The sequence below is a fragment of the Knoellia sp. Soil729 genome, assembly GCF_001427985.1.
GTDB lineage: Bacteria > Actinomycetota > Actinomycetes > Actinomycetales > Dermatophilaceae > Knoellia.
Genome location: NZ_LMSA01000002.1, coordinates 195255 through 217907 on the forward strand (window position 1 = coordinate 195255; position 22653 = coordinate 217907).

General features: G+C 70.4%; 19 protein-coding genes. 5 read left to right on the forward strand and 14 right to left on the reverse strand.

Annotated elements, in window-relative coordinates; translation table 11 throughout:
- Positions 1-13: 13 nt before the first annotated feature.
- From ASG74_RS05855 to ASG74_RS05870, 4 genes are read right to left on the reverse strand one after another with little or no spacing between them, the layout of a single operon-like run.
- Complete coding sequence (locus ASG74_RS05855) at positions 14-817, reverse strand: carbohydrate ABC transporter permease (RefSeq protein WP_056140120.1); 804 nt, start codon at positions 815-817, stop codon at positions 14-16.
- A complete protein-coding gene (locus tag ASG74_RS05860; RefSeq protein WP_056140123.1) occupies positions 817-1713 on the reverse strand; it encodes a carbohydrate ABC transporter permease in 897 nt (298 codons plus the stop codon). Before ASG74_RS05860 ends, ASG74_RS05855 begins: the two co-directional genes overlap by 1 nt.
- Entirely contained in the window at positions 1713-3077 is a 1365-nt protein-coding gene (locus ASG74_RS05865) for an extracellular solute-binding protein (RefSeq protein WP_056140132.1), read from the reverse strand. Before ASG74_RS05865 ends, ASG74_RS05860 begins: the two co-directional genes overlap by 1 nt.
- Positions 3074-4249, reverse strand: a complete 1176-nt coding sequence (locus ASG74_RS05870) for a carbohydrate kinase family protein (RefSeq protein ID WP_056140135.1) — start codon at positions 4247-4249, stop codon at positions 3074-3076. The genes ASG74_RS05865 and ASG74_RS05870 overlap by 4 nt, the downstream gene beginning before the upstream one ends.
- A 134-nt stretch (positions 4250-4383) precedes the next feature.
- On the opposite strand from ASG74_RS05870, the gene ASG74_RS05875 reads away from it, so the two are divergent.
- Both ASG74_RS05875 and ASG74_RS05880 read left to right on the forward strand, forming a co-directional pair.
- A complete protein-coding gene (locus ASG74_RS05875) occupies positions 4384-5142 on the forward strand; it encodes a DeoR/GlpR family DNA-binding transcription regulator (protein WP_056140138.1) in 759 nt (252 codons plus the stop codon).
- A complete protein-coding gene (locus tag ASG74_RS05880; protein ID WP_056140141.1) occupies positions 5139-6482 on the forward strand; it encodes a 6-phospho-beta-glucosidase in 1344 nt (447 codons plus the stop codon). The genes ASG74_RS05875 and ASG74_RS05880 overlap by 4 nt, the downstream gene beginning before the upstream one ends.
- 110 nt (positions 6483-6592) lie before the next feature.
- On the opposite strand, the gene ASG74_RS05885 is transcribed toward ASG74_RS05880, so the two are convergent.
- The 7 genes from ASG74_RS05885 to ASG74_RS05915 form a co-directional block, all read right to left on the reverse strand.
- Positions 6593-7240 carry an ABC transporter ATP-binding protein gene (locus tag ASG74_RS05885; RefSeq protein WP_056140144.1) on the reverse strand — a complete coding sequence of 216 codons (648 nt, stop codon included), beginning with the start codon at positions 7238-7240 and terminating at the stop codon, positions 6593-6595.
- A 52-nt stretch (positions 7241-7292) separates the two neighbouring features.
- The gene (locus ASG74_RS05890; protein WP_056140147.1) at positions 7293-8147 is read right to left on the reverse strand and encodes an ABC transporter ATP-binding protein; all 855 of its coding nucleotides are present in this window, start codon (positions 8145-8147) and stop codon (positions 7293-7295) included.
- Positions 8141-11296 (reverse strand): FtsX-like permease family protein, encoded by a 3156-nt coding sequence (locus ASG74_RS05895; RefSeq protein ID WP_056140149.1) that lies wholly within the window; start codon positions 11294-11296, stop codon positions 8141-8143. Before ASG74_RS05895 ends, ASG74_RS05890 begins: the two co-directional genes overlap by 7 nt.
- Before the next feature lie 139 nt (positions 11297-11435).
- Entirely contained in the window at positions 11436-11738 is a 303-nt protein-coding gene (locus tag ASG74_RS05900) for a thiamine-binding protein (protein WP_056140152.1), read from the reverse strand.
- Positions 11739-11761: 23 nt separating this feature from the next.
- The gene (locus ASG74_RS05905) at positions 11762-13450 is read right to left on the reverse strand and encodes an FAD-dependent oxidoreductase (RefSeq protein ID WP_156465301.1); all 1689 of its coding nucleotides are present in this window, start codon (positions 13448-13450) and stop codon (positions 11762-11764) included.
- A 10-nt stretch (positions 13451-13460) separates the two neighbouring features.
- Positions 13461-14438, reverse strand: a complete 978-nt coding sequence (gene meaB, locus ASG74_RS05910) for a methylmalonyl Co-A mutase-associated GTPase MeaB (RefSeq protein ID WP_056143196.1) — start codon at positions 14436-14438, stop codon at positions 13461-13463.
- The gene (locus tag ASG74_RS05915) at positions 14435-15652 is read right to left on the reverse strand and encodes an acetyl-CoA C-acetyltransferase (protein ID WP_082569550.1); all 1218 of its coding nucleotides are present in this window, start codon (positions 15650-15652) and stop codon (positions 14435-14437) included. Before ASG74_RS05915 ends, meaB begins: the two co-directional genes overlap by 4 nt.
- Positions 15653-15818: 166 nt before the next feature.
- Here ASG74_RS05915 and mce point away from each other — a divergent pair, with 166 nt between their 5' ends.
- A complete protein-coding gene (mce, locus tag ASG74_RS05920) occupies positions 15819-16265 on the forward strand; it encodes a methylmalonyl-CoA epimerase (RefSeq protein WP_056140153.1) in 447 nt (148 codons plus the stop codon).
- 113 nt (positions 16266-16378) lie between these two features.
- Positions 16379-17719 (forward strand): crotonyl-CoA carboxylase/reductase, encoded by a 1341-nt coding sequence (gene ccrA, locus ASG74_RS05925; RefSeq protein ID WP_056140155.1) that lies wholly within the window; start codon positions 16379-16381, stop codon positions 17717-17719.
- An 89-nt stretch (positions 17720-17808) separates the two neighbouring features.
- On the opposite strand, the gene ASG74_RS05930 is transcribed toward ccrA, so the two are convergent.
- The gene (locus ASG74_RS05930) at positions 17809-19122 is read right to left on the reverse strand and encodes an AI-2E family transporter (protein ID WP_056140157.1); all 1314 of its coding nucleotides are present in this window, start codon (positions 19120-19122) and stop codon (positions 17809-17811) included.
- A gap of 42 nt (positions 19123-19164) precedes the next feature.
- Positions 19165-19464, reverse strand: a complete 300-nt coding sequence (locus tag ASG74_RS16870; protein WP_082569551.1) for a hypothetical protein — start codon at positions 19462-19464, stop codon at positions 19165-19167.
- Between the two features lie 50 nt (positions 19465-19514).
- Here ASG74_RS16870 and ASG74_RS05935 point away from each other — a divergent pair, with 50 nt between their 5' ends.
- The gene (locus ASG74_RS05935) at positions 19515-20129 is read left to right on the forward strand and encodes a maleylpyruvate isomerase family mycothiol-dependent enzyme (RefSeq protein ID WP_056140159.1); all 615 of its coding nucleotides are present in this window, start codon (positions 19515-19517) and stop codon (positions 20127-20129) included.
- 8 nt (positions 20130-20137) lie between these two features.
- Here the strand turns inward: ASG74_RS05935 and ASG74_RS05940 are convergent, their stop codons facing one another.
- Positions 20138-22624 (reverse strand): GcvT family protein, encoded by a 2487-nt coding sequence (locus tag ASG74_RS05940; protein WP_056140162.1) that lies wholly within the window; start codon positions 22622-22624, stop codon positions 20138-20140.
- Positions 22625-22653 lie beyond the last annotated feature (29 nt).

Here is a 22653-nt window from a genome sequence, read left to right on the forward strand (position 1 = left end):
CCACCGGCAGGAGTCAGTCCTTCACCGCCCCCTCGAGCATCCCGGCGATGAAGTGCCGTTGCAGGAAGAGATAGACGATGACGACAGGCAGCGCGACGATCGTCGCGCCTGCTGCGAGCAGGGCGTAGCCCTGCGTGTACTGACCCGAGAAGAAGCCGAGCCCCAGGGGTGCCGTGCGCAGCGCCTCGTTGGTCGGGATCATGACGAGCGGGATGAGGAACTCGTTCCACGTCCACATGAACGTCAGCACCACCAGGGTGACGATCGCGGGCCGCGCCAGGGGCACGAGCACCTGCCAGAGGATGCGCCCGGTGGACGCGCCATCGAGACGGGCCGCTTCGATGAGCGAGCGGGAGCTCGACCGGAACGCCGCCCGCAGCCAGAAGGTCCCGAACGCCACCGACTGGGCGACCTGAGGCAGCGCGATCGCCCAGAAGGTGTCGGTCAGCCCGATGGCCCGCAGGTCGAAGAAGAGCGGCACGACGATCGCCTCGGCGGGCATCATGATGCCGACGAGCATGAGGTAGAAGATCGCGTCCGCTCCCCTGAACCGCATGGTCCCGAAGGCGAACCCGGCCAGGACCGACAGCACCGTGCTCACCGCGACCACGAAGGTGGACACGAGCAGGCTGGTCCGCAGGTAGCTGCCGAAGCGACCGATCTCCCACGCCTGCTGCAGGTTGCCCAGACCGCCGTGGGCCTCGGCGTCGGGCTGGAGGCCGGCGATGACGATGCTGAGGATCGGGTAGATCGCGAAGACGGCGAACGCCACGAGGATGACGTAGTTCATCGTCCGCTCGGAGCCGGAGACGCGCATCAGTCGGCCCCCCTGTCGCCGACCCTGGTGATGACGAAGCTGATCGCGAAGATGATGACGGTGAGGCAGACGCCGATCGTGCAGGCGAGCCCGACCTGACCGAGCTCGAACGCCTGCCGGTAGACCTCGTAGCTCGGCACGGTCGTGGTGTGTCCCGGCCCGCCCGAGGTCGTCATGTAGATGAGGTCGAACGTCTTCAGCGCCGCGATGACGGTGAGCGTCAGCGCCACCGCGATCTCGCCGCGCACCGACGGCAGGGTCACCGCGAAGAACTCACGCACCGCCCCCGCGCCGTCGAGCCGGGCCGCCTCGTAGAGGTCGCGAGAGATGCGGCCCATCCCGGCCAGCAGCAGCACGGTGACGAGTCCGCTCTCGAACCACGTCCCGATGAGGCCGACGGCTGGGAGGGCAAAGGCATACTCCCCCAGCCAGCCTCGCGTCCACGACTCCAGCCCGATGGAGCGCAGGACCGCGTTGATGGAGCCATCCGGGGCATAGATCCGGCGCCAGGCCACGGCGATCACGACCATGGCCACGACCTGTGGCAGGAAGACCACGGTGCGGAAGAAGCCCAGTCCGCGCACGGTCGCCCGGTGCAGGATCGCGGCGAGCAGGAGGCCGACGAACAGCGGCACGACGGCGAAGAAGAGCATGAGCACCAGGGCGTGCGTGAAGGACGCGCGCAGCCGCTCGTCCGTGAGCACCTCCCGGTAGTTCGACAGCCCAGCCCACGTCCCGACCGTGAGCCCGTCCCACTCGAAGAGCGAGAGGTAGACGGCCTTGAGCAGCGGGTAGAGGGCGAACACGGCATACACGAGGAAGGCCGGGAGGACGAACAGGTAACCGATGCGCCGAGGCTCTCCCGGTGGACCATGGGCCCGGGCTCGCGCCTCCATCACTTGCTGGTGAACTCGCTGTAGTCCTTCTGCAGCGCCTCCAGAGCCTTCTCGGGCGTGAGCTTCTTGGCGAGCAGGTCCTGCAACCTGGCGCCGAGGGTGTCGCCCATGGTGGGAGTCGCCCAGTCGAGGTAGGGCACGAGGCCGTCGTTCTTGGACACCGCACCGAACGCCGCGAAGATGTCGGTCCCGAGCGCGTCGGGAGCCTTCTGCTCAGCAGTCTCGACGACGGGAAGGTTGCCGTTCTCGGCGAGCACCTTCATGGCGTCCGGACTCGTGAGGAAGTTGATGTATGCCGCCGCCGCATCCTTGTTCTTCGCCTTCTGCGTGATCGCGAAGGGCAGGCCGGTCCCACCCGTGGTGACCGGGGTGCCGCCCGCCTCCGGGGCCGGCGGCAGCGAGAACGTCACGTCGGACTTCATCGCGGCCGACAGGTCGGCCTGCAGCCAGGACCCGGCGATGAGGAAGACGCCCTTGCCCTTGGTGAACCCCTGCCAGGCAGGGTCGTAGTCGAGTCCGTTGAAGCCGGGGCTGAAGTAGCCCTTGTCGACCCAGTCCACGAGGGTCCGTGCGGCCTTGGTGTTCTCGGGCGTGACCCAGTTGCCGCCGCTCTGCCCGAAGCCGAGCGTGCGGATGTCCTCGGCCTTGGTGAAGCGGCCCTGAACCACGCCGAAGACATGGCCGGCCGGCCACTTCTCGAGGTTGCCGAGGACGAGCGGGACCTCTCCCTTGGACTTCGCCGTCGCGAGCGCCGCGTCGAACTCGGCCCAGGTCTTGGGTGGGTTGATGCCCAGCGTCTTGAGCTTTGCGGCGTTGGAGAAGATGCCGACGACCTCGCCGACCTGAGGCATGCCGAAGAGCGACCCCGAGCCGAAGGTCTTGCCGTCCGGAGAGTAGGAGGCGACGTTGCGCACCGACTGCGGGTAGCGCTTGTCCCACCCGTAGGCCGCGGCGTACGGGTCGAGGTTCACGAGCTGGCCCGCCTTCACGAACTCGCCCATCTGCGAGCGGGTGTTGTTGGCCTGCACCACGTCGGGGGCGTCGGCCCCGCTGAGGGCGAGCCGCAGGGTCTTGACGAGGTCGTCGAAGGATCGTGACACCCGCTTGATCTTGATGTTGGGGTAGGTCTTCTGGAAGTCGGCGTTGAGCGTCTCGATCTGCTTGGCCTGCCCGCCGCGCACCTCCTGGTCCCAGACGGTCAGCGTGACGTCACCGAGGGCCGCGGCGTCGGTCTTGACCGTCTCCGGCGAGGGCGCCTTCGACGCGTCACCGGAGCCGGAGCCCGAGCTGCCCGGCGCGCAGGCGCTGAGGGCGAGCCCGGCGCCCGCCGTGAGAGCGAGCAGCAGGGTGCGCGTGCGGTTCATGATGTCTCCTCGGGAAGTGGTTCGGGTGGCTGCGGGGTGGTGGGCGCTTGGGCGTCGGACAGCTTGGCGATGGTCGCCGCCGCACGGCGCACCGCGCCCGGCGGGACCTCCGCGACGAGGTCGTCGAGGAAGGCGAAGCGACGCTGCACCGAGCGGGCGGCAGCGTTGGACGTGGGCTGGCGGCGCACCCGGTGCCACCAGTCGGCGAGGTCTCCCCACCCGGGAGCGGCGAGCGAGCCACCGAACTCCTGGACGGCCAGGCTGGAGCACAGGGTGGCGAAGTTCATCCGGTCGAGCAGCGGCCAGCCTGCCAGGGTGCCCACGAGGATCGCCGCGTCGAAGACGTCACCGGCCCCGGTCGGGTCGATGGCGTCGACCCTCAGCGCGGGAACGGACGCCTCCTCCCCGGTCGCGGAGTCGATGGCGACGGCGCCGTCGCGCCCGTTCGTGACGACGGCGAGCGGCACGAGGTCGGCCAGGGCGTAGAGCGCGTCGTGTGCGGAGTCGGTGCGGGTGTAGGCCATGGCCTCGGTGGCGTTCGGAAGGAAGGCGTGGCAGTGCTTGAGCTGGTCGAGCACCGACGGGGACCAGCGCCCGGTCGGGTCCCAGCCCACGTCCGCGAAGAGCAGGGCACCATCGGCTGCGGCCTGCTCCACCCACTGCCGCTCCGGGTGCCCTTCGCCCAGCACGCGCTCGGCGTCGAGGTCGATGAGCAGTGAGCGGGCGCGGGGTGCGGACCCGATCATCTCCGTGGCGGACTCCGGTGCGGCATGGCCGTGCGTGATCATCCGCCGGTCCCCACCGACGGACACCGAGACGGTGACGGGGGTGTGCCAGTGCGGATAGCGCTGCGAACGCGAGAGGTCGACGTGCTCCTGCTCCTCGAGGGAGCGCCAGCAGAACTCGCCGTAGTCGTCGTCACCGAAGGCAGCGCCCAGCGAGGTCTGCAGCCCGAGCCGGGCGGCCGCCACGGCGAGGTTCGCGATGCCGCCCGGGCACGAGCCCATCCCCTCGGCCCACACCTCCGTGCCGTTCTTGGGCATGGCGCTCAGGCCGGTGAAGATGATGTCGAGGAAGACGGTTCCCTGCACGAAGACGTCGAAGGCGGGGTCGCCGTCGCGACGCAGCGAGGCGAGCGGGTCGTAGATGGAATCTCCCGGCACGAACGACATCGTGTCCTGACATCGAGGCCACCGCAAGGCCATCGTGCGCGTTTCTGCGCGCTTTGCGATCGGTGGCACGCTCCCCTCGAACCACGTGCGCGCAACCATGGCTGAAAGTGCGCACTCTTGGTACGTTTCGGAAGGTGAAGGTGCAACGGCACAGCGAGATCGTGGCCCGGGTCCGCGAGGGCGGGAGCGTCTCGGTCCGGGAGCTCTCGAGCGCCCTCGACGTGAGCGCGTCGACGATCCGTCGCGACCTGCACCAGCTCGACCGGGCCGGCGTGCTCACCCGGGTCCACGGTGGCGCGGCCGTCACCGCCTCCGACCCCGACACGTCCCGCCCCTTCGATGCCGTCGCCCGCGCCGACACCCGCGAGAAGTCTCTCGTCGCCGCGGCCGCCGCCGCGCGGGTGCGTGATGGTGAGGTGATCGCCCTCGACATCGGCACCACCACCGCCCTGTTGGCCCGTGAGCTGCGCGGCCGATCGATCACCGTGGTCACCAACAGCCTCGCCGTCCTGGACGTCCTGAGGTTCGACGAGTCCGTCGAGCTCATCCTGCTCGGGGGGATGGTGCGGCGCCCCTACCACTCCCTCGTCGGTGTGCTCACCGAGGACGCCGTGCACCAGATCGGCGTGGACCGTGCCTTCCTTGGCACGAGCGGGCTGTCCGGCGGGGGCCAGGTCATGGACTCCACGTTCGTCGAGGTGCCCGTGAAGCGGGCGTTCATCGCGGCTGCCCGCGAGGTCGTCCTCGTCGCGGACGGCCACAAGATTCCCGGTTCCGGAACTCTGCGCGTATGCCGGGTGGACCAGGTCGACGTCCTCGTCACCACTGCGGGTGCCGATCCGGCGATCCTTGACGAGTGCCGCGAGCGCGGCGTGGAGGTGGTTCTCGCGTGAAGCTGACGATCCTGGGAGGCGGAGGCTTCCGCGTCCCCCTGGTCCACGGCGCCCTGCTGCGCGACAACTCGGAAGGTCGGGTCACCGAGGTCGTGCTCCACGACCTCGACGAGGCACGCCTGCGTGCCATGAGCCGGGTGCTGACCCAGGCCGGCGCAGGCGTGGCCCACGCACCCGCGGTGAACGCGACGACCGACCTCGACGAGGCGCTGCGCGGCGCCGACTTCGTCTTCTCCGCGATCCGCGTGGGCGGCCTCGCCGGCCGCACGCGCGACGAGCGGGTCGCCCTCGACCTCGGCGTCCTCGGCCAGGAGACCACCGGCCCGGGCGGCCTGGCCTATGCCCTGCGCACCGTTCCGGTGGCCCTCGACATCGCCCGGCGCACTCGCGAGGTTGCCCCCGACGCATGGTTCATCAACTTCACGAACCCTGCCGGCATCGTGACGGAGGCCATGCAGGCAGTGCTCGGAGACCGGGTGATCGGCATCTGCGACTCACCGATTGCGCTGGCGCGCAGGGCAATTGGTGCACTGGGTCTCGACTCCTCGGCCACGGAGATCGACTACGTGGGCCTCAACCATCTCGGGTGGCTTCGAGCCCTGCGTGTCGACGGGAGCGACCACCTGCCCGAGCTGCTCGCCGACCCGGCGGCACTGCTCACCCTCGAGGAGGGGCGGTTGTTCGGGCCGGAGTGGGTCCGCGCCCTGGGTGCCATCCCCAACGAGTACCTCTACTACTACTACTTCGGGCGCGAGGCGAGGGCCGCGATCCTCGCGGCGCCGCAGACCCGGGGGGAGTTTCTTCTCGACCAGCAGGACGCCTTCTACGCGGCCGTTGCCGAGCACCCCGAGACCGCGGCCGCCGAGTGGAGGCGGGTGCGCGAGGAGCGCGACGCCACCTACATGCGCGAGGCGCGCGCCGAGGACGAGGAGCGCGACGCCGCCGACGTCGCGGGTGGCGGCTACGAGGGCGTGGCCCTGGCCATCATGGCGGCCATCAGCCGCGGAGAGACCTCGTCGATGATCCTCAACATCCGTGGTGCCGGGGCAGTGCCCGGTATGCCGGACGACGCGGTTGTCGAGATCCCCTGCGATGTCGACGCAGACGGTCCGCACGCGCGAGCGCTCGCACCGGTGGAGGGCCACATGCTCGGGCTCATGCAGCAGGTCAAGGCGGTCGAGCGCCTCGTCATCGAGGCCGCCACGACCGGGTCCGAGCAGGCTGCCGTCAAGGCATTCGCCCTCCATCCCCTCGTCGACTCCGTGTCGACGGCGCGGGCGCTCTTCGAGGGCTACCGGCGAGCGCACCCCGAGCTCGCGGCCCTCTTCGCCCCGCACTGATCGGAACCGCCCAGCACTGCAGCTCTCGCCCGTGCATGTCGTTCCTGTCGGGCCACGCCGTCACAGCGCCATGGCCGGACGAGAACGACATGGACCGCCCCGCGCCGGGGTCAGCCCGGGAGAACCTCGCCGTCGTCGAGCCGGACGACCCGGTCCGCCCGCTCGGCGGCCTCGGGGTCGTGAGTGGTCATGATGACGATCGCCCCGTCGTCAGCCTGGGCGCGCATGAGCTCCAGGACGCGTTCGCGGTTGTCGTGGTCGAGCTCGCTCGTGGGTTCGTCGGCCAACAGGATGCGCGCCCCCAGCGCCAGGCCCCGGGCGACGGCTGCCCGCTGCTGCTGACCGCCGCTCAGCTCCTCGACGAGGTGCGACCCCGACTCCCCCAGCCCTACCGAGCGCAGCGCCTCGGTGGCGCGCGCTGCCGCCACCTGCGCTCCATGGCCTCGTGCACGCAGCGGAGCGAGGACGTTCTCGTAGGCCGTCAGCACGCTGGCCAGCCCGTTGCCCTGCGGGATGATCGCCACGGTCTCGAGGTCACGCGACGCGTCGCTGCCCCGGCCGAGGTCGACCTCACCGCCGGCGAGGGGCACAATGCCGGCGATGGCATTGATCAGCGTCGTCTTCCCGGCGCCGGAGTGGCCGGTGATCGCCACGAACTCACCGGGACCCGCGCTGAGGGAGACCCCGCGAAGGGCCGCCACCTCGCCATAGCTCACCGAGAGCTCACGCACGTCGATGTGCGCCGGCACCTCGGCCACCGCAGCTGCGGTTAAGTGCCGCTCGCTACCCCGCTGCGGTCGGGGCCCGCGCTCAGAGTGCTTCCCCATCGGGCACCTCCTCGAGCTCGTCCCTGACCAGGGTCCAGCCCTGCTCCGACTCCACGAGCCGGACAAGGGTGCCCGGAGTCAGGGTGGCCAGCACGTGGGGAGGCAGCGGGACGGACCCGTCGGCGGACACCACGGCGAACTCCTCTCCCTCACGGCCCTCGGCGCCGACCCGGCCGTCGCGGATGGTGACCGTCCGCGGCATACGCGCAGCAACCTCCGGGTCGTGCGTGACGACGATGACCGTGGTGCCCCACCTCGTGTTGATGTCGCTGAGCGTCTGCAGGACCTGGTCGCGAGCGTCGTGGTCGAGCTGGCTCGTCGGCTCGTCACCCAGGAGCAGGCCGGGCCGAGTGGACACGGCCACCGCCAGGGCACCGCGCTGCAGCTCCCCGGGAGTCAACGACGTCAGCGGCTCATCGGCCCGGTCGCCCAGGCGGACCAGGTCGAGGACCTCGTCGACGGGCGCGACGTCCTCACCGCGCGCACGGGAACCCTGCGCGAAGGCGACGTTCTCGCGGATCGTCTTGTGCGGGATGAGGTTGCGTGACGCGCCCTGGAGGACGATCCCCACCTCGCGACCGCGCAGGGAGTCCAGGTCCGCCTCCGACATCCGCGACAGCTCGTGCTCACCGATGCGGATGCGGCCCGCGCTCGGGCGCAGCAGTCCGCCGAAGAGCGTGAGCAGCGTGGACTTCCCGGCGCCCGAGGGCCCGAGCAGGGCCACCATCTCACCGGCCTGCACCGAGAGGTCCACCCCTGCGAGGGCGGCGACGTCATGGTGCTCGGCTCGATAGATGTGCACGAGGCCGGCGGTCATTACGGGCAGTCCGGTCACCATGCCTCCCTCAGTCGGTCCGCGTCGCCTCGCCGGGCCGCGCGCAGGGCGAGGACGGCGGCAACGGCGAACAGCACGAGCAGGGCGAGCACCCAGGACCCGGCCATGACCAGCCAGGCAGGCGAGTGGTCGAGTGCGGGAACGGGTGCAGGAGTGTCGAAGAGCGGGATCAGGGGCATCGCGAGGACCGCGCCTGCCACCCCACACAGGGCGCCGACGGCGGCAGCGAGCAGCACCGGAGCGAGGTACTCACGCACGGTGGCTCGTCGCAGGTCCCGGCCGGAGACCCCCGCGACCCGCAGTGCCGCGATGTCCTTGGACACGATCCGCCCGGTGGTCATGGCCACGACCACCAGCATCACCGCAGCAAGGAGCAGGGACAGGATGGCGGTGAAGAGGAACAGCAGCAGGCCCCAGCCGGTGGCCGACTCGTCGAGCAGCCGCTTCTCGGCCGCGAGCGTGCGGGTGGAGAGGACCTCGACACCGTGGTCACGCAGCGCCTTCTCGGCACCCTCCAGCCCACCGGGGAACTGGTCGTCGACCCATACCTCCATGGCACCCAGGGCCGGAAGGGTGCCACCCACGCGCAGCATGAGGTCGAGGTTGACCAGCGCACCTCGGTCGCCGACGAACGGCAGTGCGGCGACCCGTTGCTCGGCGGTCGCCGACGTCGTCCGGCCAGCCAGGCTCTGGATGTCGAACCTCGTCGCCGTGCCCCCCGAGGGGATTCGTCCCGACAGGATGGCCGGGGTGAGCTCGGGCGCATCGGCTCGGTTGACGGAGGCGACGCGTCCCGTGTTGGTGAACGTCAACCGCAGGCCGCCCGAGGGAGCCGCCGCGAGAGCAATGGAGTCGGTGGGCAGCCCCTGGGTCTCGACGGGGAACCCGGTCGCGGGGTCGATGACGGCACCGAACGAGCCACCACTCGGGTCCTCCGCGTCACCGCGAGGGGGCAGCCAGCCACCCACCCCGTCGATGCCGAGATCCTTGCCGTCGAGTGCCAGTGCGGAGATGTCGACCGTGCCGCCGACCGCCTCGAGACCGGGAACCGTGTCGAGGCGCAACCACAGGGACTGGAGGCGGCACTGCTGGGGGCAGAGCACCGGTGCGTCGACGGTCAGCGACCCCCGGCCCAGGTGCGGCAGGCTGGCGAGGTCCCTGGTGAGGACGTCACCGTCGGCTGTCGTGACCGAGATGCCCAGGCGCAGGGGCTTGACCTTGACCGACGGCGCCGTCCACTGCTCGGGCGGCACGTCGTCGGGACGCTTGCCGAAGCCGGTGCCCACCGCGGAGAGCGCGTAGTCGACCTTGGCGGTGAGTCGCTCGCCGCGCAGGGTGACCGGCTTCTGGTCCGGCGGGTCGAGCGCGCCGAGGTCGAGGGAGGGCTGCGAGGCGGGCGGGTAGGCGATCCTGCGGAACTGGTCAGGGCGAGCCGCAAGGGTCGTCGTCGAGTCCGGGTCATTCTGGCGGACGAGGCCCACCGGCATGGCGTGCTCACGCTGTCCCGGTGGCAGCTGGTCGACCACCCGGGCCACCGCAGTCGGGTCCTTGGACCCGGTCCGCAGCGCCGCAAAGGCGCCGACCGTCACCTCGGCCCGGTCCTCGCGGTTGCGGTCCGCAACCGCGACGGCATTGCTGGCGAAGACGACGAGAGCCGACACGGCCGTCACGACGAGGAGCACGTGACGCGTCGTCGGGCGACGCGCCAGGGCGAGCGCGGCCAAGCCTGACCTCAGGCTCCCGGAGGCAAGGCAGCGTTGCCCGATCACCGTCGCGACGACGACCACGACCGCGCCCAGCAGGGCGCCTGCCGCGAGCGCCAGCAGCGTCGGGGTGAGGATGGCCATGGGTCCGGTGACCTGGTTGGTCGCGATGCCGACAATGCCGACCGCTGCGAGGACGACGAGGATGATGTCACCGGCCCGCAGGCTCCTGCCGGCGGTGGCCGGAGGAACTCGGCGCAGCAGCGAGGCGATCGGTTCACGCAGGACGGGCCGCGCGGCGGCATACACGACGGCAAGTGACGCGACCCCGGCGACGGCCGCGGCGGCCGGGACCTGCCAGCCCAGCTCGAACGGCACGCCCGGAGGCAGGATGAGGCGACGCACGAGCTCGCTCAGCCCGACGGCGATCAACACGCCGAGTGGCAGGCCCAGGAGCACGGTCAGGCCCAGCTCCGCCATGACCAGCCGCCGGCTCGCGTCGCGGCTGCGCCCACGCAGCCGGGCGACCGCGATCTCCGGGCGCCGCTGCGCGACGGCCGCACCGGCGACGAGCACGAGCACCGCGAGCGCCACGGCCACGAGCTGGGCGATGAGCAACGGTACGAGCTGGCGGACCAGCGCCTGGCCGTTGTCGACCTGCTCGGCGATCTCGGGCAACGGGCTGCCCACGCTGGCCTGTGCCGGCGGCCGGATGGCGGCGACCGCCGCTCCCGCCGCGGCGAGGGAGTCCAGGGTGATCGTCGAGGACCTGAGGCGGTAGTCCACGGACAGCTGAGCACGCTGCCAGCCCTCGGCCAGACCCGCAGGAGCGACGATGAAGTCGTCAATGCCCGGCACGAGGTCGCCGAACTCGATGAGGTTGCCCGACTTGCCCTGCACCTCGGTGCGCAGCCAGTAGTCCGGCTCGTCCTTGGCCGTGTAGGTGCCCGCGATCGTGTAGTCGATGGGCTTCTGCTCCTGGTCGGGAACCGTGAGGGTCGACCCCGGCTTCCAGCCCCAGACCTTGGCGTCGGCGGTGGAGACGAGCAGGTCGCGCGCGGACGACGGGCACGAGCCCTCGTCCAGGGTGATGTGCTCGCAGACCTCGTCGCGCGCGACGAGACGCACCGGTGACGGCTTCTTGCCGGCAGTCGGCACGACCTGGCTCTCGGCGGTCGTCATCGACAGGCCCGGCTCGTACCACTGCTGCAGGCCCACTGGCATGCCCGCCTCGACCGCCTGCGCCGTGAGCGTCGCGTCAGCCGCGCGGCTCGCCAGGACGCTGAGCTTGAGGTCTGCCGTCTCCAGCCTGCCCAGCGTTGCTCGCAGGAGCGCCTGGTCGATCGAGCGGGAGAACAGCGGGGCGAACGCGGCGCAGGTGGCCACGAGCGCCGAGATGAGCACGAGGACCAACGACTGACCGCCGCGGTAGCGGATGGCCTTCCACATGCGTCGGTCTCTCCCCGCTCATCGATGGGTGCAGGGCGCACCCCCGGTCACGGTAGCCACGTGCACCGAGTATCCGATTCGTTGACGTCAACCGTGACGTTTTCGCAACCTGCTCCAGGGGGTGCGGGGGGCGGCGCGATCAGCCCTGCGCGAGCGTCGCCTCGAGACGCTCGAGCTTGGCGGTCAGCTCGCCGGTGCGCCCGGGCCGCACGTCGGCCTTGAGCACGAGCGAGACGCGCGGCCCATGCGCCGCAACGGCGTCGACGCACGCCTTCACCACGGCCATGCACTCGTCCCACTCGCCTTCGATCGTGGTGAACATCGAGTCGGTGCGATGCGGCAGACCGCTCTCGCGCACGATGCGCACGGCGTCGGCGACCGCACCGGCGACTCCTCCTTGGTCGTCGGAGACGGACGGGGACACGGAGAAGGCAACGAGCATGCATCCACCGTATGCCGTCCGCCTCAGTTCGCGACAGATGCCAGGTGGGCGTGCACGAGAGGCACGACCCCCGCACCCTCACCGCTGGCGGAGGCGACCCGCTTCATCGACCCGCAACGGATGTCGCCCGCCACGAAGACGCCGGGGACCGTGGTCGCGTACGGCGCGGGCGGACGACCTCCCTGCCAGGACTGCCAGGGCGTGTCGGCCCCCGACAGGACGAAGCCACGCTCGTCCCGGGCGACGTCCGTGGGGAGCCACTGACACGTGGGCTGTGCGCCGAGCAACAGGTAGAGCCCTGCGGCGTCCACCCGCTCGTCGTCGCCGGAGTCCAGGTCGCGCAGGTTGAGCCACTCGAGGTGGCCCTCGCCGCCCCCGTCGGTGACCATGGTGCGCGGTCGGACGGTGACCCGCGGATTGCCCTCGATCTCGCGGATGAGATAGCTCGACATGCTCGAGGCGAGGTCCCCGCGTCTGACGAGCATCGTGACGTGCTGCGCGAACCGCGAGAGGTGCACTGCCGCCTGGCCCGCGCTGTTGCCCCCACCCACGACGAAGACGCGCTTGTGCTTGACCTCCCGTGACGTGCTCACCGCCGCTCCGTAGTTCACACCGCGCCCGACGAGGCCTTCGAGCGCCTCGACTCCGAGGCGGCGGTAGTCGACGCCCGTGGCGATGAGGACCGAGCGCCCCCGCACCGTCTCCTCCCCCAGCTCGATGACGTGGCTGCCTTCCGGTCCGCCGCCGAGCCGCAGACCGGTGACCTCCTGCCCCGCGAGGAACCTCGCCCCGAAGCGCACCGCCTGCGACCGGGCACGCTGGGCCAGCCGCATCCCCGAGATCCCCCGCGGGAAGCCGAGGTAGTTGCGGATCATCGAGCTCGTGCCCGCCTGTCCGCCGATCGGGCCCTGGTCGATGACGAGCGTGTCGAGCCCCTCGGACGCGGCATAGACGGCGGCGGCCAGCCCAGCCGGTCCGGCTCCGACGACGACGAGGTCGCAGACGGCGTCCTCACCGATGTCGGTGGGCCGTCCGTAGAGGACGGCTCCGAGGTCGGCGTTCGACGGGTTCGAGAGGAGGGAGTCGTCGTTCGGCGCCTGCAGCAGCGGGAGGGGCGTGTCAGGACCGGCGACGGCGAGCGCGGCGACACCGGCGGGGCTGTCGGGTGCGTGCACCGTGTTGGGCAGGCCCATCCGGTCGAGGAAGTCCCGGATCCTGGCCAGGTCCGGGGAGGGCCCGTCGGCGATGATCCGGGTGCCGTCGATCTCGGAGTAGCTTCCCGACTGCGCCCAGTCCGACAGGGTCTCGGCGATCGCCGTGTGGAACTCCTCGTCGCGCGGCCCCTGCGGCAGCATGAGGTAGAGGTCGAGCCGGCCCTCGGCGAGGCTCTCGTGCAGCTGCCTCACGGCGCCCCGGAACCGCTGCGCCGGGACATAGACGAGGCGTCGGGCGCTCGGCATGAACTTCTGGAGCTTGGCGAGCAGGTGGGTGGCCTTCTCACCTCCGGCGAAGAACTCGCAGGCCGCGAGCGCCACCGGACGCTGTCCTGTCCTCAGCTCGGTGAGGACCTCGATCGTCTCCTCCATCGAGGAGGGCGCGAGGATCTCGTACTCCCTCCCGTACCTCTGGGTGAGCACGTCCACCATGGCCTGCCGGAAATCGGAGCCGAGGACGAGGATGACGGGCGTCGGGCGCGTGCCGGGTGGAGTCACCCGCATCACGCTAGTGGGGCTCGGTGCCCGTCGTCACTGCTCCGACGACCTGGTGCGCAGCGGCATAGACGTCGGTCGTCCCCGCGGCGACGGCGGCAGCGAGGTCCTCGGAGACGAGACCGCCCTCCCCACCGAGCCGGCGTCGCAGGGTCGCCAGGGCGATGGCCTCGATCTCGGCCTGCGCCCGGCGCCGCCGCCGCTCCGCGAGAGCGCCCGACTCCATGAGCCACTTCCGGTGTGCCGCAAGGGAGTCGACAAGCTCCGGTATGCCGTCCGCTCGGCTGGCGACCGTCCTCACCACCGGGGTCCGCCAGTCCACGGTCCGCTCACGGTTGCCGAGCTGGATCATGTGGCGCAGGTCGCGCACGGTGTCGTCGGCACCGTCCCGGTCGGCCTTGTTGACGACGAAGACGTCACCGATCTCGAGGATGCCGGCCTTGGCCGCCTGGATGCCGTCGCCCATGCCCGGCGCGACGATGACGACCGTCGTGTCGGCCCGCGCCGCCACCTCCACCTCCGACTGGCCGACGCCGACGGTCTCGAGGAGCACGACGTCGAAGCCCGCGGCGTCGAGCACCCGCAGCGCCTGCGGCGTGGCGAAGGACAGCCCGCCGAGGTGCCCCCTCGAGGCGACCGAGCGGATGAACACGCCGGGGTCCGTGGCGTGCTGCTCCATCCGGATGCGGTCACCGAGGAGCGCCCCGCCGGAGAACGGCGATGAGGGGTCCACTGCCAGGACGGCGACCCGTTTGCCCTGTCCCCTCAGTGCGGTGATGAGGGCAGCGGTCGTCGTCGACTTGCCCACACCGGGCGAACCGGTCAGCCCGACGACGTGCGCGCCACCGCTGTGCGGGGCGAGGGCAGCCATCACCTCGGGCAGCGCGGGATGGCCGTCCTCGACGAGCGAGATGAGTCGGGCCACTGCACGCGAACGCCCCTCCCTCGCTTGCGCAACGAGAGAGGGGACGTCGACGGTGCGCGGGGTCAGCTCGACGCCGGCACGGTGAGCAGGAGGGCGTCGCCCTGGCCTCCACCGCCGCAGAGCGCCGCTGCGCCGGTGCCCCCGCCACGACGCTTCAGCTCGTGCGCCAGGGTCAGGACGACGCGCGCCCCCGACATGCCGAGCGGGTGTCCGGTGGCGATGGCGCCACCGTTGGGGTTGACGATCTCGGGGTCGACGCCGAGCTCCTTGGTCGAGGCGAGCCCGACGGCGGCGAAGGCCTCGTTGATCTCGATGGCAGTGAGGTCGGTGGGCGAGATGCCGGCGCGCTCGCACGCCTTCTTGATGGCGTTGGCCGGCTGGGACTGCAGGCTCGAGTCCGGACCGGCCACGACGCCGTGGGCGCCGATCTCGGCGAGCCAGTCAAGGCCGAGCTCCTCTGCCCTGGACTTCTTCATGACGACGACGGCGCAGGCACCGTCGGAGATCTGCGAGGCGGAGCCGGCGGTGATGGTGCCGTCCTTCGCGAAGGCCGGGCGAAGCCGTGACAGCGACTCGGGCGTCGTGTCGGCGCGAATGCCCTCGTCCTGCGTGAACTCGATCGGGTCACCCTTGCGCTGCGGCACGGAGACGGGGATGACCTCGTCGTCGAACAGGCCGTCCTTCCAGGCCTTGGCCGCAAGCTGGTGGCTGCGGGCCGCGAACGCGTCCTGCTCCTCGCGGCTGAAGTTGCCGGAGTCCGCATTGCGGGACTCGGTGAGCGATCCCATCGCCTGCGTGGTGAGGATGTCGTAGAGGCCGTCGTAGGCCATCGAGTCCTGCAGGGTGACGTCGCCGTACTTGTAGCCGTCCCGGCTCTTGGGCAGCAGGTGCGGTGCGTTGGTCATGGACTCCTGCCCACCGGCGACGACGATGTCGAACTCGCCGGCGCGGATGAGCTGGTCGGCGAGCGCGATGGCGTCGATGCCCGACAGGCAGACCTTGTTGACCGTGAGTGACGGGACGTCCAAGGGGATGCCGGCCTTGAAGGCGGCTTGGCGGGCGGGGATCTGGCCCTCGCCTGCCGTGAGGACCTGGCCCATGATGACGTAGTCGACGTCCTCGGGCTTGACGCCGGACTTCTCGAGGGCGCCCTTGATGGCGAAGCCGCCGAGGTCGGAGCCGCTGAAGCCCTTGAGGCTGCCGCTCATGCGTCCCATCGGGGTGCGTGCTCCCGCGACGATGACTGTGGGGTCGGTGTTGTGGGTCGAGGGGGTGCTCACTGCTGTCCTCCAACGTCGATGTCGGGCTGGGTGCCCAAGGGCCTCCCCCGATGCTAGTCACTGCCACGCACCGGGTCGAAGCCCGCGTGACGGAGGTCCCGTAGGTGGCGAGCACCACACCTCCAAGACCTGTCTGGGCGACGTGCACGTCCCTAGGCTCTGGGGCATGAACCAGCCCTCCGCCGACACCCCCCTGTTCACGGCGATCGACCACGTCGGCATCGCCGTCAGCGACCTCGACGAGGCGATCGCCTTCTACCGCGACACCTATGGCATGACGCTGGCGCACGAGGAGGTCAACGAGGAGCAGGGGGTGCGCGAGGCGATGATGGCCGTCGGCGACTCGGGCTCCCACGTCCAGCTGCTCGCCCCTCTCTCCCCCGAGTCGACCATCGCGAAGTTCCTCGACTGCTCCGGGCCCGGCGTCCAGCAGGTCGCCTACCGCGTGGACGACATCGACGGTGTCAGCGCCACGCTGCGCGAGCGTGGGCTGCGCCTGCTCTACGACGAGCCCAAGCGCGGCACGTCCAGCTCGCGGGTGAACTTCATCCACCCCAAGGACGCCGGAGGCATCCTCGTCGAGCTCGTCGAACCAGCCCCCCACTCCCACTGATTGCCCGTTGGGAGAGCTGCGAGGACAGCTAGCCACTCTCCCAACGGGCAATCAGTGGGACGCACCACCTGCATCACCTGACCTGACCACCCAGATCAAGGAGCACCCCTCTCATGGACCAGATCCGCGACGCCATCCTCAGCGGTGACCGTAGCGAGGAGACCTACGCGAACCTCGCCATCCCCGCGACCTACCGCGCGGTGACCGTCCACAAGGACGAGGTGGACATGTTCGAGGGGCTCGCCTCCCGCGACAAGGACCCCCGCAGGTCGCTCCACGTCGACGACGTCCCGGTCCCCGAGCTCGCCCCGGGTGAGGCCCTCGTCGCCGTCATGGCCAGTGCGATCAACTACAACACGGTGTGGACCTCGATCTTCGAGCCGGTCTCGACCTTCGGCTTCCTCGAGCGCTACGGACGCACGAGCGAGTACGCGAAGCGGCACGACCTGCCCTACCACGTGGTCGGTTCCGACCTCGCCGGTGTCGTGCTGCGCACGGGCCCGGGCGTGCGCAAGTGGAAGCCCGGCACCGAGGTCGTCGCCCACTGCCTCTCCGTCGAGCTCGAGGACGCGGACGGCCACAACGACACGATGCTCGACCCGCAGCAGCGCATCTGGGGCTTCGAGACCAACTTCGGTGGCCTCGCCGAGCTCGCGATCGTCAAGACCAACCAGCTCATGCCCAAGCCGACCCACCTCAGCTGGGAGGAGGCGGCCTCCCCCGGTCTGGTGAACAGCACGGCATACCGGCAGCTCATCTCCAAGAACGGTGCCGCCCTCAAGCTCGGTGACCGCGTGCTCATCTGGGGCGCCTCGGGCGGCCTCGGCTCCTACGCGACGCAGATGGCGCTCGCCGCCGGTGCGACCCCGATCTGCGTCGTGTCCTCACCCGAGAAGGCCGAACTCTGCCGCGCCATGGGTGCCGAGCTCATCATCGACCGCAACGCGGAGGGCTACAGGTTCTGGAACGACGAGAACACCGAGCAGGACCCCAGGGAGTGGCAGCGCCTGGGCAAGAAGATCCGTGAGCTCACCGGTGGGCACGACGTCGACATCGTCTTCGAGCACCCCGGCCGCGAGACCTTCGGTGCGAGTGTCTACGTCGCGCGCAAGGGCGGCACGATCGTCACCTGTGCGTCGACGTCGGGCTTCATGCACGAGTACGACAACCGCTACCTGTGGATGAACCTCAAGTCCATCAAGTCCTCGCACTTCGCGAACTACCGCGAGGCCTGGGAGGCCAACGAGCTCATCGAGCGTGGCCTCATCCACCCGACGCTGTCCAAGACCTACCCGATGGACGAGGTCGGACAGGCCGCACTCGACGTGCATCAGAACGCGCACCAGGGCAAGGTCGGTGTCCTCACCCTCGCCCCCGAGGCGGGCCTGGGCATCACCGATCCCGAGAAGCGCGCCCGCTTCGAGACCGAGATCAACCGCTTCCGCGACGCCTGACCCCCCGACGACTTATTGCCCGTTCGGCCACCTTCCCGGCACCGTTTCAGGATGCTGGGAGCCGGCCGAACGGGCAATAAGTCGTTCTCCTACTGGTGGCGCTGGCGCGGGATGAGCACCTCTTCGACGAGGAGGAGCAGCGCGGCAGCCACCGGGATGGCGAGCAGGGCGCCGAGGACTCCGAGCAGGGTGCCGCCGGCGAGGGCCGCCACGACGGTCAGTGCACCGGGCACCGAGACCGTCCGCTGCATGATCTTGGGCGCGATGACGTAGTTCTCGACCTGCTGGTAGACGATGTAGTAGATCGCCGCGAAGAGGGCGATGCGCGGTTCGTCGAAGAACGCGACCAAGCAGACCAGCACCGCCCCGAGCGTCGCACCGACCATCGGGATGAGCCCGACGAAGCCGACGACGACGGCCAGCACCGCGGCATACGGAATGCCCAGGATGAGCATCATCACGTAGCTGAGCATCGCGTTGATCGTCGCGATGGCGACCTGGCCGATGGCGTAGGAGCCGGTGCGCCGCATGATCTCCTCGCTCAGCTGCTCGACGCGGTTGCGGCGGCTGGCCGGGACCATCGCGTAGGCCGTGCGCTTCATCTTGGGCAGCGAGGAGAGGAAGTAGAGCGTGAGGATGAGGATCGTGAAGGTCTGGAAGACGCCGCTGAGGACGGCGCGGCCGGCACCGAGCACCCCGCCGAGCACGGAGCTGAGGAACGACTGGTCGGTGATGCGCTTGTTGAACTCCTCGCGGATCTTGTCGACGACGTCGTAGTTCTTGTTGAGCTCCTTGGCCCAGCTGGCGTTGAGGACGCGGTCGAGATAGGTCGGCGCCTGCTGGACCAGCTCGCTGCCCTGGGACACGACCGGCGGGAAGACCAGCAGGCCGAGCAGGACGAAGACGACGATGAGGCCCGCGAAGACGATGCCGACGGACAGGGCACGACCCAGGCCCCGGCGACCGAGCCACTCGACCATGGGGTTGAGCGCCAGCGTGAGGAAGAGGGCCACGAGGAGGATCGTGATGGTCGTGGCCAACCGCCCCAGCGAGTGCCACAGACCGAGGGCGAGCAGCGCGCCGATGGCGCCGACGAAGCCGAGGAGGAAGGGCGAGTGGCGGTTCATGGGTCGCCCCATCTCGCCGAACTGCGTGATCCCGGACGACTCCGACGTCGCGGCACGCCCGAGGACCCCGGGGGTGTCCGAGGCGTCAGTGTCCGCAGCCTCACCTGTGGTGGAGCTCTCCGCAGCACCCTCCTCACCCAGCACGTCGTGCAGGAGGCTGTGCTCCAGGTGCTCGTCCTCGTGGCGGATGCGGTTGCTCTCTCGCAGGGCCTCGCGTTGACGGATGCGGTACTCACGCCAGTTGCGGACCGAGTTCTTGCCCCAGCTCAGGTTCACGTGACCTCCTCGAACGTCAGCCTATGTCGACGTCGCCGCAGGTCAGCGGATCGCGCCTCGGGGATGCCTGCGCTCTCGCGCCGCCCAGCACGGAGTGTGCCAGTGGCGGCGGTCACCGACGCCACCGACCCCTTCGTCCGGCCAGGCCACGACGTGCGGCGTGCCGGGCACGATGTCCTGCTCGCAGCCGGGGCACAGGTATGTCCGGTCCGAGGACTGCCCGGTGAGGTGTCGTACGGACCAGCGCTGCCCGGCATACATCTCGCTCGTCGTCCCACCCCGTCCCAGCCGCCCCAGGGCCAGGGGCACGTCGTCTCGACGACGTCGGTTGGCGCGGGGCATGGGTCGATCGTCCCAGACCGCCGAGCCGCGCAACCTGACAGGCTGGACGGGTGAGCGATGTCTGGGAGCTCGTGCACCACGAGCGGGTGGCCCTGCTGAGGGATCTCGCCGTCCTCGACAAGGACCAATGGGAGGTCCAGTCGCTGTCCCACGAGTGGACCGTGCGTCAGGTCGCGGCGCACCTCGTCGACAACGCCCGGACGACACCGATGCGCATCGTCGTCGCGATGGCGCTGGCGCGCTTCAACTTCGACCGCCAGAACGCCATGGGGGTCGAGCGCGAGCTCGGAGAGACCGCGGCCGACACCCTCGAGGGGCTGCGCGAGGTCGCCCACCGCCGCTCCGGACCACCGGCTCCCCTCGACAGCCGCCTCGTCGAAGAGGTCGTCCACGGCGAGGACATCCGGCGCCCCCTCGGCATCACCAGGTCCTATCCCGTCGAAACGGTCGAGCGCTCCCTGCGTTACCAGGCCCGCACGTCGGTGGGTCTCGGCGGCGGCAAGCAGCGCATCGCGGGTGTGCGGCTGCGGGCCACCGACGCCGACATCGTCATCGGCGACGGGCCCCAGGTCCACGGGCCTGCCCTGTCGCTCCTGCTCTTGACCTCTGGACGAAACGCGGCGCTGCCCGACCTCGATGGACCGGGCCTGACCGCGTTGAAGTGACCAGCGGGTCAGGCGCGCACGCGTGCGCTCGTCGGGTCATAGAGCGGCCGCAGTGAGACCGTGGCCGGAACGTTGGTCCCCGCGACGTCGACCTCCCAGGTGCCAGCGTCGAGCCAGTCCTTGGTGACCGGCTCGTCCGCCGTGACGGAGGCGATACCCACCGCCCCACCCAGCGTCCAGCCGTAGGACGCCGAGCGCACGTCACCCACCGGCTGCCCGTCGCGCAGCAGGACCTCCGCCCCGAACATCAGCGGTTCAGGGTCGGTGAGCAGCACCTGGACGAGCTTGTCGTGGCGCGGGCTCTCACGCTCGGCGACCACGGCGTCACGCCCAATGAAGTCGTGGCCGAGGTCGACGGCGAACCCGAGCCCGGCCATGCCGACGGTGTCGGTGTTGTCGATGTCGTGCCCGTAGTCGCGGTAGGCCTTCTCGAGGCGCAGGGACCCGAGCGCCCGAAGGCCGGCAGGCACCAGCCCGTATGCCGTGCCACGCTCGCGCAGAGCGCTCCAGACCGTGGCCGTGTCGTCGCGCGCGATGTAGAGCTCGTAGCCGAGCTCCCCGACATAGGTGATGCGCACGCAGAGCACCTCGACCCCGGCGACGGTGATCGTGCGGGCGTCACGGAAGGCGAAGGCGTCGTTCGAGAGGTCGGCGTCGGTCAGGGTGGCGAGCAGCTCACGCGAGCGCGGACCCTGCACGTTGAGCTGGCCGGTCGCCTCAGTGACGTCCTCGATGGCGACGTCCGCGTCGCCGATCTGTCGGCGCAGCCAGGCGAGCGTGTGGCCGTGGGCGGTGTCCGATGCGACGACGAGGAAGTCGTTGGGCCCGCGCTTGGTCACCGTCAGGTCGGCCTCGATGCCGCCGTCGGGGCCGAGCCACTGCGTGTAGGTGATCCGGCCGGCATCGCCGTCGACGTGGCCGGTGCTGACCCTCTCCAGCACGGCACCGGCATCCACGCCGGTGACCTCGAACGTCGCCATGAAGGACATGTCGATGAGGCCCACGGCCTGCCGGACGGCCCGGTGCTCGTCGGCCCAGCGGTCGAACCACGGCTGGCGACCCCAGGACGGGGTGAGCTGCGGCGTCTGTCCGTCACCGGCATACCAGTCGGCACTCTCCCAGCCGGAGACGTCCTTGAGCCGGGCGCCGGCGGCGACCATCTCGTCGTGGACCGGTGACACGAAGGTCCCGCGCCCGGTCACGAGCTCGATGCCGGGAGTGTGGGCGGCATAGGTCCTGCCCAGGACCTCCATGACCCGGCTCTCGCGATAGTCACGGTGCAGCTGGTGCGGCATGAAGCGGGCGACGTCGATGGCGGTGACGTCCACGTCGGGGCGGCCCGTCGAGATCCACTGTGCGACAACGCGTCCCAGCCCTCCGCTGCTGAGGATGCCGACGGAGTTCAGGCCCGCCGCAACGAAGTAGCCCTGCAGGTTGGGCGCCTCACCCACGGCGGGAAGCCGGTCAGGGGTGAACGACTCCGGACCACAGAAGAACGTGCGGACGCCGGCGTCGAGCGTGACAGGCACCCGCGACATCGCGACCTCGAGAGCCGGGGCCATCCGCTCCCAGTCCGGCGGAAGCGTGCCGAACGAGAAGTCGTCCGGTATCCCGTCGAGCTGCCAGGGCGCCGCGACCGGCTCGAACAGGCCGACCATCATGCCGCCGCCCTCCTCGCGGTAGTAGCCGTAGCGCGCCGGGTCCTCGAAGACCGGGCCGTTGGGGTCGAGCCCGGGGATCGTGTCGGTGATGAGGTAGTAGTGCTCGGCGGCCTGGTTGGGGATGACGACGCCGTGCCGCTCCCCCAGCTGGCGGGCCCACATGCCGGTGCAGTTGACGACGGTCTCGCACTCGATGTCTCCCGCGCTGGTGCGCAGGCCGGTGACGCGCGGGAGCGCCCCGTCGGGGCGGGTGAGGACGTCACCGGCCGTCACGCCCTCGACGATGCGCACGCCGAGGTTCCTGGCTCCTCGGGCGAGCGACATGGTGAGGTCGACGGGGTTGACGCGACCGTCACCCGGGACGTGGAAGCCGCGGATGAGGCCGTCCATGTCGGCGTGCGGGAAGAGGTCGGCCATCTCGCGCGGGCCGATCTCGTCGACCTCGAGCCCGAGGCGGCGCTGGAAGGCCGCAACGCGGCGGTACTCCTCGAGCCGGTCGCTCTCGCCGACGGCCTCGATGAGACCGACGGGACGGAACCCGGTGGACAGGCCCGTCTCGGCCTCGAGGCGTGTGAACAGGTCGCGGGAGTACAGCCGGATGCCGGTCAGGGTCTCGCTCGTGGAGCCGAAGCAGGTCATCAGCCCGGCCGCGTGCCATGTCGTGCCGCTCGTCAGGCGGTCGCGCTCGACGAGGACGACGTCGGTCACGCCCTCGTGCGCCAGGTGGTAGGCGATCGAGGCCCCGATGACCCCGCCACCGATGATGACGACGCGGGCGCGGTCGGGCAGCTGGGAGGTCGAGGTCGAGGTCGAGGTCGCAGGGGAAGCACTCACACGCGGAGGCTACCGACGACACCGACCGA

Excerpts from the sequence above, each read along its gene's own strand:
- ASG74_RS05855 (WP_056140120.1), bottom strand. The coding sequence starts at position 817 with ATGCGCGTCTCCGGCTCCGAGCGGACGATGAACTACGTCATCCTCGTG.
- ASG74_RS05860 (WP_056140123.1), bottom strand. The coding sequence starts at position 1,713 with ATGGAGGCGCGAGCCCGGGCCCATGGTCCACCGGGAGAGCCTCGGCGC.
- ASG74_RS05865 (WP_056140132.1), bottom strand. The coding sequence starts at position 3,077 with ATGAACCGCACGCGCACCCTGCTGCTCGCTCTCACGGCGGGCGCCGGG.
- ASG74_RS05870 (WP_056140135.1), bottom strand. The coding sequence starts at position 4,249 with ATGTCGTTCGTGCCGGGAGATTCCATCTACGACCCGCTCGCCTCGCTG.
- ASG74_RS05890 (WP_056140147.1), bottom strand. The coding sequence starts at position 8,147 with ATGGTGACCGGACTGCCCGTAATGACCGCCGGCCTCGTGCACATCTAT.
- ASG74_RS05895 (WP_056140149.1), bottom strand. The coding sequence starts at position 11,296 with ATGTGGAAGGCCATCCGCTACCGCGGCGGTCAGTCGTTGGTCCTCGTG.
- ASG74_RS05900 (WP_056140152.1), bottom strand. The coding sequence starts at position 11,738 with ATGCTCGTTGCCTTCTCCGTGTCCCCGTCCGTCTCCGACGACCAAGGA.
- mce (WP_056140153.1), top strand. The coding sequence starts at position 15,819 with ATGAACCAGCCCTCCGCCGACACCCCCCTGTTCACGGCGATCGACCAC.
- ccrA (WP_056140155.1), top strand. The coding sequence starts at position 16,379 with ATGGACCAGATCCGCGACGCCATCCTCAGCGGTGACCGTAGCGAGGAG.
- ASG74_RS16870 (WP_082569551.1), bottom strand. The coding sequence starts at position 19,464 with ATGCCCCGCGCCAACCGACGTCGTCGAGACGACGTGCCCCTGGCCCTG.